Source organism: Microcoleus sp. BROC3 (genome assembly GCF_036702515.1).
GTDB lineage: Bacteria > Cyanobacteriota > Cyanobacteriia > Cyanobacteriales > Microcoleaceae > Microcoleus.
Window position 1 is genome coordinate 48311 of the sequence record NZ_JAUBTQ010000047.1, and the last position, 11909, is coordinate 60219.

10 protein-coding genes are annotated in these 11909 nt (G+C 44.4%); 5 read left to right on the forward strand and 5 right to left on the reverse strand.

Annotated features, from left to right (window positions below; all coding sequences use genetic code 11):
* Positions 1-216 precede the first annotated feature (216 nt).
* Positions 217-1716 (reverse strand): NAD(P)/FAD-dependent oxidoreductase, encoded by a 1500-nt coding sequence (locus tag QUB30_RS25125; protein WP_333339061.1) that lies wholly within the window; start codon positions 1714-1716, stop codon positions 217-219.
* A gap of 70 nt (positions 1717-1786) precedes the next feature.
* Here QUB30_RS25125 and QUB30_RS25130 point away from each other — a divergent pair, with 70 nt between their 5' ends.
* The 4 genes from QUB30_RS25130 (at position 1787) to QUB30_RS25145 (ending at position 6040) form a co-directional block, all read left to right on the forward strand.
* On the forward strand, positions 1787-3481 hold the full coding sequence (locus QUB30_RS25130) for a hypothetical protein (protein ID WP_333339064.1): 1695 nt from the start codon (positions 1787-1789) through the stop codon (positions 3479-3481).
* Positions 3482-3587: 106 nt separating this feature from the next.
* A complete protein-coding gene (locus QUB30_RS25135) occupies positions 3588-4583 on the forward strand; it encodes a pentapeptide repeat-containing protein (RefSeq protein WP_333339067.1) in 996 nt (331 codons plus the stop codon).
* 528 nt (positions 4584-5111) lie between these two features.
* Positions 5112-5741, forward strand: coding sequence for a hypothetical protein (locus QUB30_RS25140; protein WP_333339070.1), 630 nt, complete (start codon positions 5112-5114; stop codon positions 5739-5741).
* Between the two features lie 155 nt (positions 5742-5896).
* Positions 5897-6040, forward strand: a complete 144-nt coding sequence (locus QUB30_RS25145) for a hypothetical protein (RefSeq protein WP_333339073.1) — start codon at positions 5897-5899, stop codon at positions 6038-6040.
* Here QUB30_RS25145 and ureC read toward each other — a convergent pair.
* From ureC to QUB30_RS25165, 4 genes are all read right to left on the reverse strand, one after another.
* Complete coding sequence (gene ureC / locus QUB30_RS25150) at positions 6037-7773, reverse strand: urease subunit alpha (RefSeq protein ID WP_333339076.1); 1737 nt, start codon at positions 7771-7773, stop codon at positions 6037-6039. The two genes, QUB30_RS25145 and ureC, sit on opposite strands and share 4 nt — an antisense overlap.
* A gap of 49 nt (positions 7774-7822) precedes the next feature.
* Positions 7823-8134, reverse strand: coding sequence for an urease subunit beta (locus QUB30_RS25155; protein WP_333339078.1), 312 nt, complete (start codon positions 8132-8134; stop codon positions 7823-7825).
* A 33-nt stretch (positions 8135-8167) separates the two neighbouring features.
* Complete coding sequence (gene ureA, locus QUB30_RS25160) at positions 8168-8470, reverse strand: urease subunit gamma (RefSeq protein WP_015179363.1); 303 nt, start codon at positions 8468-8470, stop codon at positions 8168-8170.
* Positions 8471-8582: 112 nt separating this feature from the next.
* On the reverse strand, positions 8583-9458 hold the full coding sequence (locus QUB30_RS25165; protein WP_333339081.1) for an urease accessory protein UreD: 876 nt from the start codon (positions 9456-9458) through the stop codon (positions 8583-8585).
* Positions 9459-9751: 293 nt separating this feature from the next.
* On the opposite strand from QUB30_RS25165, the gene QUB30_RS25170 reads away from it, so the two are divergent.
* Positions 9752-11866 (forward strand): DNA methyltransferase, encoded by a 2115-nt coding sequence (locus QUB30_RS25170; RefSeq protein WP_333339084.1) that lies wholly within the window; start codon positions 9752-9754, stop codon positions 11864-11866.
* Positions 11867-11909: the final 43 nt, after the last annotated feature.

The following is an 11909-nucleotide window of genomic DNA, read 5'->3' on the forward strand; positions in this document are numbered from 1 at the left end:
GAGCGGACACGATGCTTTGATGTTAGGATTGCTGCTGTTGCCCGGTTTGGCTTTGTCGATCGCAATTATGGGCGCTTTTGCCGCTGGTGGATAATCAGTTTTTAGCACTTATCAGCGCCCCAGAAAGCAGTTTACGGGTTACGAGAGGGCGGGTCGATCTATTTTTGGAGTTGCCGAACATATCTTTGGCAAAACCCGCCCGCTTCCTCTACCAATTTACAAAAATTGTGCTGTCACATCGGAATTTACCAAAGTATTCGCGCACAAAATACCTGAGGCTGCGACGGCGGGTACGCCAATTCCCGGCATGGTGCTGTCTCCCACCCGATACAAGCCTTTGATTGGTGTTTGCGGCCCGGGAAATGTGCCTTTTCCGGCGGCGATTGCAGGCCCGTAAGTTCCTTGATATCGGCGCAAAAATCGGGCGTGGGTTAGCGGTGTGCCGATCGACTCTAAGACTATCCGCGATCGCAAATCAGGTATAATTTTTTCTAAAGCTTGAAACAGAGATTGCGATCGCTCTCGTTTTCTTTCCTGATAACCATCGCCGTACTCCCAACCTTCGTAAGGTTCCAATGTATAAGCGTGAACGGCGTGATGTCCGGGCGGCGCGAGAGTTGCATCCCACACTGTAGGAATTGAAATCATGCAAGTATTTCCGGGTACTGTAATGTCAATCTTGCTGTCGTGAACGACGACGTGGTGGCCGGTCAAACCTTCGAGTGCTTCGGCTTTAATTCCTAAATGCAGGTGCATGAAACTGTCTACTGCGGGCATTGACAAGGAGGTTTTTCGGTAGCTTTCCGGCAAATCTTCAGGCCGCAGTAATTTTGTATAAGTATCCCAGACGGTGGCATTTGAAATGACAATTGGGGCGCGGATAACTTCGCCATTTTTCAAGCGAACGCCGGTGGTTTTGCCGGATTCAACTAATATTTGCTCGACGGGAGATCCCAGGCGCAATTTTCCTCCCCAGCGCTGCAAGCCTCTGACTAAAGCATCGACGATCGCACCGCTGCCACCTACAGGATATTCGATCGCACAGCGCGATCGTTCGCCAATCATAAAAGCTATTTCCGGGGCGACAGTTTCGTGCGCTTTCAAACCCGACAGCAAAAAGCACTCCAAATCGATCAAACGCCGCACCCAAGGGTCGCGCACGTCCCGATCCATCAAGGAACCAGCAGAACCCGCGATCGCACCTACCAACGGCAACAACTTCAGCAACGCAGGCGAGTACCGAGACAGCAAAACAGGTATCAATTGCCAGTCGGATCTCAGGGCTAAAGCCGGAATTCCACGCAAAGCTTCATACAAAACTAATAAATTTTGTTGAAATTGCTGCAATTCTACAGCACCTTGCGGTGCGAACTTAGCTACAGCATCTAAGTAACTTCTCGCATCAGAATAAACCGGCAAACTTCCCTCTGGAAAATGGTAATGCCCCAGGGGATCGTAGGAAATTGCTGCGATCGATTCCTCTAAAACATCAAAAACTTGCCGCAAAGGATTAAACGACTGCGGGTCAGTCAAACCGCAATAAAAAGAAGGCCCCGAATCAAAGTGAAATCCCCGGCGCGAAAAGCTGTGAGCTGCCCCGCCCGCTATGGTGTGGCTCTCGCATACGAGAACCCGCTTGCCGTAGCGAGCTAGCATCGAGCCGGCGACTAAGCCGCCAATACCGCTGCCAATTACGATCGTATCAAAGTCTTGCATTTATCAAATGTGGTATAATTGTATTATTTCTTGCTGACTGTTGACAGGGTATTTTTTGGAGAGGAAAACTATGAAACCTTTATCTATTTTAGATGAAGTTGTTCGCGAATTAGAACAAGATGTCCATCTCTCGCGCCTTAAAAAAATATTATTTTTTGCTTGTAAAGACTTTTGGGAAAACGATCCTGCCCAACTCGCCAGCGCAGATGTAAGGAGTTTAATCGAAGAACTCTGCGCCAAATATAGCAGGTTAGAAGATATTGAAGCTGTTTTAAATAATATAGTTTCTAAGGTTAATAAAAAAAACGAGTATGCTTTAGTATCCGACCTCATAGTCTGTCAGCTTAGCAGGCTGTATGAATTTGAAGACTTCACCAAATTAGAAACAAACATATCTAGTTTTGGCGGTCAGGAATCACCCGCATTTGAAGAGCACTTCAGTTCTGAACTATCCACCAGCAAAAAAAGGGAAAGAAACCCCGGTAATTTATTTGATGTCCGACAAAAAATTTTGCAGCAAACAAATCCGCTGAGGGCTAAAGTCCTAATTTTTTCTAGTCTTTATCACCAGTTTACTTTTAGCGATCGCGACTTGCTCCTGCTGAAAAGCCAAGAACTTGACAATCTGCTGCGAGAACTGTTTAATGTTTGTCCCACGCTGACCGAGCTCGAATCTCAGTTGTACACAACGGCGGGCAATCTCGACAACACAGATGAATGCGACCAAGCGGCTAGCGTGATTATCAAAGCGATGAATCCTTGTTACGCAAAATTACAACAGGAAGAACGCGAGCGCTCCGAAGATTCTGCTAGCGAAGATTACGATCAGACGCATTTAAACAACAGTCTTTATGAAGAGATCAAGCAGATTGACAGGCGCAGCGATTATTTTGAGCCTGGGGATATTACTCAAATCATTCAAGCTGCTCCAACTCACTATCATTATGACCCCCTAAACAGTTACTTAGTGCCGGACACGGCAGAAAATGTAAATTTTAAAGAACCTGAAACCAGCAGCAATAATTCCGCTGCCGATTTCAGACAGGAATTGGTAGAAACATTCCTAGTGGCAGAAACGCCGACAATTCTAGACAGTTTCGCTCCGGCAGCTCCGGTTACGCTAAATATTAGCGATTCCATCAAACGCAAGTTGGGATTGGAAGAAGAAATGAAAGGGTTAGTCACTCAAAGTGCTAACTTCGCAACGGCGCAAATAGAAAATATCTTCAGCGAGTTAGAATCTGCTTTGAACAAAAAACTTTATACAGAAAGTGCAGACGATCGTTTGAACTGGAAATATAAAAGTCTCAGAGATTATTTGGGAATAGTTCAGGGATTTACCGACAAATTAATCGAAATTTTGAGCGAAGTGGAGTTAAGAGAAAACGGGATATCTTCTTCAGAAACGCAGGATAATATTGTAGAAAATATTTCCGAAACAGAGCAGCAACTCTCTAGCCAGAAACCAAATCAGTATCAGCTTGTGGAAATGGCAAAACAAGGCAAACCAAAGGCGATCGCCCAATTGATCAATCAATTGCTACAGCCAAAAGGAATTGGTGCTACAGCGGGATTTAAAGACGGTTGGCTCCACGTCATTCTGGAGTCTACCCAAGTACCAAACCAACAGGGTACAGCTATATACATTCACAAAAAACTGTGTACTTTACAATCACAATATCTTACTCACGTGAAAATTCACGGGCGGCAGTTAGGAAACAAAACAGTCGCTTGGACTCAAGAATTTGTGAATCAAACTCATTAAATGCCCAGACTCAAGTCTGGGGCGACACAAATTAAGTCGGCAAGGCGAGGACTGTAAATCAAGAAGTCTAGAAATAGTATATTTTGCCCAAGTAACAACAAAAAACATGAATGCCAGCGAAATTTTAAGGCGATATACATCAGGAGAACTAGATTTTCAAGGTATAAATCTTAGAGGCGTCTACCTGAGGGGTGCCGATTTAATTGGGGTAAATTTAAGCAGTGCTGACCTCTGGGGTGCAAACTTAGCGATGTCGTACCTGAGTAGAATTAACCTTCAGCGCGCAAATTTAACTACTGCAAAGTTGTATGGTGCTAATTTGAATCAGGCCAACTTGAGCGGAGCAAATTTGTCCGATGCCGACTTCCATGGAGCTACTTTGCAAGGTGCAGACTTTCGCAAAGCTAACATCTCTTTGGCAGTTTTTATCGATGCAAATTTGACCGATGCAGATATGCGAGGAGTCAATTTGCAAGGTGCGGATTTGCGCGGTGCCTGCTTGCGCGGTGCAAATTTGCGCAAGGAGCAGCGGATTTTTGAGGGTGCAAACTTGCGGGGTGCAAATTTTCAAGGTGCCGATTTGCGGGGCGTCAACTTGCTAGGTGCAGATTTAACTAAAGCTAATCTCAGTCAAGCGAACTTGACTGAAGCATCTCTGCAGGAAGCAAATTTGACTCAGGCGAATTTGAGCGAAGCTATTTTAGATGGCACATTTTTGACTGAAGCAACTTTGATAGAAACGAATTTTTCCTGGGCTGTAATGACAAGTGCTAGGTTGGAAAGAGCTGTCTTAATTGATGCTGAATTGGCGGGCGCTAACTTGCAAGGTGCATTTCTTCCTGATGTTAAGTTGAGCAATGCTAATTTAGTTATGGCTGACTTGAGTCGAGCTAATTTGGTGAGGGCTGATTTGAGTCGAGCTAACTTTAATCAGGCAAATTTGAGTGAAGCCGATCTGACTGATGCTTACCTGGCTAGAACAGAGTTGCGGGATGCAATTTTGCACCGCACAACTTTGATTAGGGCAGATTTGAGCAGTGCTAATTTAGCGGGAGCTCAGTTGCGCGGTACAATCATGCCAAATGGAGAAATGCACGGCTAACTGGGAATTGGTAATTGGTAATGCGAGATTGTCTCCGAGCCGTTAGTCGTCTTCTTTGAGCATGAATCTCATTGACTTTTCAAAGCTTTTTACCTATGCCTGTTTCTCACAACTCATTTAGGATTACTATAGATGAAGAGGGTGTTAATGAGAGCGAGGAATTGCTGCAAATAAGCCAGACACAACCTGATGAAGGGGCATTACAAATTCTCGATCATTTAGGTCGGAAAGCGAGTCTAGAAATAATAGGCAGCAACTATTCAGATCTGTTTAGATATCTGCCAAGTCTCAATTGCCTGCTGTAGAAACACAGCAATGCTTTGTCTTTTCACCGAATATTTCACCTTTACTCAAAGAACACGATCGCGACTTACGCACTCCGACAGAGAAACCGGGTTTTTTACCGAATATGCGGGTCACAACCCAGTATTTTCGTAAAAAAGCCGGTTTCGGAACCCCCCATGCCAAAGCCATAGCAAAAAATGGTTTGACGCGCAATATACTGTTGTTAGTTTTTAGTTATTAACTATGGCAAATTATAAAACAGTTTTTTTGTTCAATAGTGTAACTTTAGTGCTAGTTGGGCTAGTGACGGCGTGTCTGAGTTTATTCGGTTCTTCGGTAAAAGGGTTATTTTTGCCGCCTTGCTCTGCCACGTATCCGGGTGCAGGTTTCTTTTTTTTTGCGTTTCAAATGTTATTTTATTTATCGGTAATGGTGTGCGCTTTTACCTTTGGATTGCTGAGAATTATTCAACCCCATCGCCCAGAAAATCGATTTATTTTATATTCGGCACTGTTTGCAGGTTGCTTTCTGTTCAATGAAGTTTTTCGCACCCACGTTCATCTGGGGCGTGCGGGTTTTCCGAAAGTAACGATCGTCATATTTTACGCCTGGGTGGCTGCGGCTTACGGATTGACTTTTCGGAAGCAAATTCGCTCGACTCCTTACCATTTACTGCTGAGTGGCGTTGGTTTGTTATTTGTTGCTTTTTTTGCAGAAGCGCTGCCTCTGAAAAATGAAATTGTCTCCAGCTTGTCAGAGGGAATTCCGAAGCTGTTGAGCGGGATTAATATTGCACTTTATTTTTGGTTTTTGTGCCAGGGTTTGATAGTGCGATCGCTCAACTTTTCTAACACGAAATTAAATCCAGAATGAAGTAAGATGAAGATTTGCTGTTGGGTGGGGGCGGATTTTTGAGATTGTCGGTTTTGGGCAAATATTGTTGGTAAAACCCGCCGCTACATGATTGTATAATCGGTTAAAACAGAGATATTGCACCATTGTGAATTAGCCTTTTATGAACAGGCAAGATGCCTGTTCCACAAGAAAATTTATATTTTGTGGAACAGGCATCTTGCCTGTTGCTGAAAATGGTGCCTGTTCCACAAGAAAATTTATATTTTGTGGAACAGGCATCTTGCCTGTTGCTGAAAATGGTGCAAAATATCAGTTAAAACAAAAAGTAGCGCTGCGCCATTGGCAAAACTGTTGCCGGTTCGCAAGTTAACAATTCCCCATCCGCCCTAACTTCATAAGTTTCTGGATTGACTTCCATTTGTGGCAAATAATCGTTGAGTTTCATATCTCTTTTACTAATCTGCCGTGTCCCGGAAACTGCTACAGTTGGCTTTTGTAAACCTAGCTGTGCGGCAATATCTCGATCGCGCGCAGCTTGCGAAACGAACGTCAGACAGGTCGCCCCAATCGCACCGCCAAAACTCCCAAACATAGGCCTCATATGCACCGGTTGCGGTGTAGGAATGCTGGCGTTAGCATCTCCCATCTGCCCGTAGGCGATCGCCCCTCCTTTAATTACCAGTTCCGGTTTCACCCCAAAAAAAGCCGGCCGCCACAAACACAAATCCGCCAATTTCCCCTCTTCCACCGAACCGACATACTGACTAATTCCGTGAGTAATTGCCGGATTAATTGTATATTTCGCAATGTACCGCTTTACCCTAAAATTATCGTTAACTTCCTCTGTTTCCCCCCCTTGGTAAGGGGGGGTTAGGGGGGGTAAATTACCCCTTTGAACCTTCATTTTATGAGCCGTTTGCCAAGTCCGAATAATCACCTCTCCCACTCTTCCCATCGCCTGAGAGTCAGAAGAAATCATGCTAAACGCACCTAAATCGTGCAAAATATCCTCAGCAGCAATAGTTTCCCTTCTAATTCTCGATTCAGCAAAAGCCACATCTTCAGGAATACCTCGATCCAAATGGTGGCATACCATCAACATATCTAAATGTTCTTCTAAAGTATTGACTGTGTAAGGCCTAGTCGGGTTAGTTGACGAGGGCAAAACATTAGCTTGCCCGCAGACTTTAATAATATCCGGCGCGTGTCCGCCGCCTGCACCTTCGGTGTGGTAAGTGTGGATCGCCCGATTTTTAAAAGCGGCAATTGTAGCTTCCACAAATCCCGCTTCGTTGAGAGTGTCGGTGTGAATTGCAACTTGTACGTCGTACTCGTCAGCGACACTCAAACAAGTGTCGATCGTTGCTGGTGTAGTTCCCCAATCTTCGTGGAGTTTCAAACCCATTGCACCGGCCAATATTTGTTCAATTAATGCTTGGGGTTGACTGCTATTTCCTTTACCTAAAAATCCTAGATTTACGGGGAAAGCGTCGGCTGCTTGCAGCATTCGGTACATATGCCAAGGCCCCGGAGTGCAAGTGGTGGCGTTTGTACCCGTTGCGGGGCCTGTACCGCCGCCGATCATTGTAGTGATGCCGGAGGCGATCGCTACTTCAATTTGTTGCGGACAAATAAAGTGAATGTGAGTATCAATTCCCCCGGCAGTGAGAATCATTCCTTCGCCGGCAATTACTTCTGTACCGGGCCCGATAACAATATCTACTCTGTCTTGAATGTAAGGATTTCCGGCTTGGCCAATTTTTAAAATCTTGCCTTCTTTAATCCCAACATCTGCTTTGACAATTCCCCACCAATCTAATATTAAAGCATTAGTAATTACCGTGTCAACTGCGCCGTCAGCATTAGAAATAGGCGACTGTCCCATGCCGTCGCGAATGACTTTGCCACCACCAAATTTAACTTCATCCCCGTAGGTTGTGAAGTCTTTTTCAACTTCTATGAATAATTCTGTATCGGCTAAACGCACGCGATCGCCCGTTGTCGGCCCGAAGGTTTCCGCGTAGGCGCGGCGATCCATTCTATAACTCATATTAATGCACTCCTTACTTCATTTTTATTGATAATAGTCGAGTTTTATCTCATCCATCTAACTCACCATTCACTTTTCCATTAAAGCCGTAGACTTCACGACTACCTACAAAAGGTACTAATTGCACTTCCCTTTCATCTCCGGGTTCAAATCTAACTGCTGTTCCCGCCGGAATATCCAATCGCATTCCTTTTGCTTGTTCTCGATTAAATTCTAAGGCTTCGTTAGCTTCGTAAAAATGGTAGTGGGAACCAACTTGGATCGGGCGATCGCCCTTATTTCCTACCAGCAACCGTACTGTTTTACGCCCTGCATTTAGTTCTATTTCACCTGCTAAAACCATCATTTCCCCTGGAATCATTTTTTCCTCCTGTGAGTCTCTGTGGTTGATTTTTTAACGGATCGGATCGTGTACTGTAACGAGTTTAGTTCCATCGGGAAAAGTCGCCTCAACCTGGACTTCATGCACCATTTCTGGTATCCCTTCCATCACATCTTCCCGCGTCAGGAGAGTTGTTCCATAACTCATTAAATCGGCGACCGTGAGACCATCTCTGGCTCCTTCTAAAATGGCTGCGGAAATGTAAGCTAGTGCTTCTGGATAGTTTAACTTTAAACCTCTTTGTTTCCGGCGCTCTGCTACGAGGGCTGCGGTGAAAATCAGCAGTTTGTCTTTTTCTTGGGGGGTGAGTTGCATTTTTATTCTTGTAAGTGCGATCGAATTATTTGTGAGAGTTTAATTATCAGTAGCGCTAGCTTTTCAATGCTAGTTTTTTATACTATCATAGATTTGAAACTCAAAGATCATCCTATTTTATCCAAACTCTAGGCAAACAGCAAGGGCGTTGTGAAAAAGATAAGCGCAGCAAGTGCCAAATGCTGACAAACCAGTCTCTAGCTGCGGTGGTGGATGTACCGCGATATCGGCACAGCAAACCGTTAGGAATACGAGTCACGCCGACGGTGGAATTACCAGGATAAATTGTTGCCTCAGATGGCAAATTTCGCACTTTTTCCACGAGTTCGGTTGTAACGGGTTCGCCTACCCAAGCGAGGGTAGCGACTACGGGTTTTCCTGCTAAACCGTGAGGGCTTTCGAGCATTTTTTCTCCACCTTTGAGCAATTGTCTGTCAATCCATAAAGGGCTGTTTTGTTGCCAGACTTCGGTGTGCGATCGCCATTCTCCAGACAAGAACTTTTCGCCCCTAGCACTGCGTCCAAATCTGGTAATTTCCCACAGTAAAATCCTTGCTGTTGGTGCTAATTCTACCCGCAAATTTTGCCGATATATTGCGCCGTCAAAAACTATTGTTTCCTGTGGCAGCCATTCTAAATTAGCACCAGTATCTAGCTGAATGTCAATATTTTGTTGTGATTCTAGTCCGCTGCTGCGATAGATTTTACCAGCGGCGGCCGTGGTAATCAAGGCTTGGGCGTTGGGTTGGAGGTTAAAATGGCTGGAAAGTCGATCGCCCCCGACAACTCCCCCAGCCGTGTGCAAAATGACGCTGTGGCAAATCTCTTTCCCTTCAGGATAAAACGGACGCTGCACCTTGAGGGGCGCTTGCATTTGATTGTGAATGATTTGAGTTGCACCGCTGCGGTTAGCGTAGACTAAATTGAGGTGGCCGTGCCATCCTGTTTGAATGTTATTTGTAGGTATTTTAGTCGAGTTTTGAATCACAGATTTTTAGGATTTAATAATAAAGATTATTAACAATAGACTATTACTACCCGCTACCCAACATTCCGCCAGGGAATTAATTCCCTGGCTCACAGCTCAAGTCCTCTCAAAGAGGACTAAATAAATAGTATCAAATTTTTTTGAAAAAAATAACATATTCTTTTCAGTCCTCTTCAGAGGACTTTAGCTATTAGACAGGGAATTCATTCCCTGGCGGCCTATGAGCAAAGATAACAATAATACAAGATAGCAGATTATACTAATTAATATGCGTTTTTTTAAATTATCCTCCCATGCCAGCAACCCCTGAAAGCCTCCAAAAATTCGTTACCTACTGCCAACAACACATTACAGGCGATGAAAAAGGACAAGCACAGGTATTTTTAGACCGCTTCTTTCGAGCTTTCGGCCACGATGGGGCATTAGAAGCAGGCGCAACCTATGAGGAACGCATAGAAAAAAGCAGCAAAAAAGGTCAAATGGGATTTGCTGATTTGGTGTGGAAAAAGCACGTTTTGATTGAAATGAAAAAGCGCGGTGAAGACTTGACTAAAAGAGAACACCGCACCCAAACAGAACGCTATTATATTCGCCTCAAAAAAGACGATCGCCCCCGCTACGTGATGATGTGCAACTTTGACGAGTTTCACATTTACGATTTCGACCTTCAGCCGGATCAGCCTGTAGACATTATATCCCTAAAGCAATTGCCCGCGCGATCGCCCGCTTTTGCCTTCATGGAATCTACCAGCCGTCGCCCCATATTCAAAAACAACCAAGTCGAGATTACCGAAAAAGCTGCTAGCAGAATGGGGATGCTGCTGGAAATGTTAATTGAACGTAGCCAAGAGCGCAAATTTGCTAAATTTAATCAGTTTCAGGCCCAGCGATTTGTGTTGCAGTGCGTGTTAGCAATGTTTGCCGAAGATAGGGGACTTTTGCCGCCTGCACTCTTTACTCGCTGCGTCAAAGATTGTCTGGAAGGAGCAAGTTCTTATGATGTCTTGGGCGGCTTATTTCAAGCAATGAATCAGCAGGGAGTCACCCCCGCAGGACGTTATGAAGGAGTCGAGTATTTCAACGGGGGATTATTTTCTGAAATACACCCCATTGAACTGCAACAGGGAGAGTTGAAAATATTAGAAGTTTGTGCCGAACAAAATTGGAGTCAGGTACGCCCTTCTATTTTTGGCAATATCTTTGAATCGGCTTTGAAAACAGATAAAAAACAGCGCCGCGCCTACGGGATTCACTTTACTACAGAGGGAGACATTCGCCGCATTGTTTTGCCCACAATTAGCTATTACTGGGAAGAGCGAATTAACTCTGCAAATACGGTAGCAAAACTGCAAAATCTGCACCAAGAATTAGGTAGCTATCGCGTCCTAGATCCGGCTTGCGGTTCAGGTAATTTTCTGTATGTAGCTTATCAGGAACTGAAGCAAGTTGAAAAGTTACTTTTAGATAAGCTAAACGAGTGCGACGGTACAAGAGGTTATATGAATTTAGTCACGCCGCAGCAATTTTACGGCATGGATATTAACTCGTTTGCGGTGGAGCTGGCGCGGGTGACACTGATGATTGGCCGTAAGGTGGCGATCGATAATTTGGGATTGAAAGAACCTTCTCTGCCTTTAGATACTTTGGATAAAAATATTGTCTGTGCTGATGCTTTATTTACTGATTGGGTGAAGGCTGACGCGATTATCGGGAATCCTCCGTTTTTAGGGGGAAAGCACATGAGGGTTGCGTTGGGAGATGAATATATTGACCGCGTGTTTAAACGCTTTCCCGATGTGAAAGATTCGGTTGATTTTTGTGCTTATTGGTTTCGCATTGCTCACAATAATTTAGAACTAAATGGGCGGGCTGGTTTAGTTGCTACTAATTCAATCAGTCAAGGTAAAAGTCGTACTGCTGCTTTAGATTATGTCGCGCAAAATGGGGGCCACATTTATGCCGCCGTTTCTACTCAGCCTTGGTCTGGGGAAGCTAAGGTTCATGTCAGCTTGATTAACTGGAGCAAGGAAAAGCCGAAAGTTTACTATTTAGATAATCTCGCGGTTTCAAGTATTAACTCTTCGCTGCAAGCTACGATTGATGTTTCTCAAGCGGCTAGGTTGTCAGCGAATTTAAATAAATGCTTTCAAGGTGTAATTCCGGTGGGAATGGGATTTATAGTTACTAAACGACAGGTTAATGATTGGATTAAAGCAGATGCGAAAAATCAAGAGGTTCTTAAACTTTTTTCAATGGGGGCTAATCTAGCACAAAATCCTAACGGTATGCCGGAACGCTGGATTATTGACTTCAATGATATGAGCATTGAAGAAGCGAGTGAATATGTGCTGCCTTTTGAGTATGTGAAAGCTAATAGACCTCTTGCAAAAGTCATTCTGAAAGGTTAAGTTCATAGTTATAGATGCCTGCAATCAGGTTGAAGCGTAAACC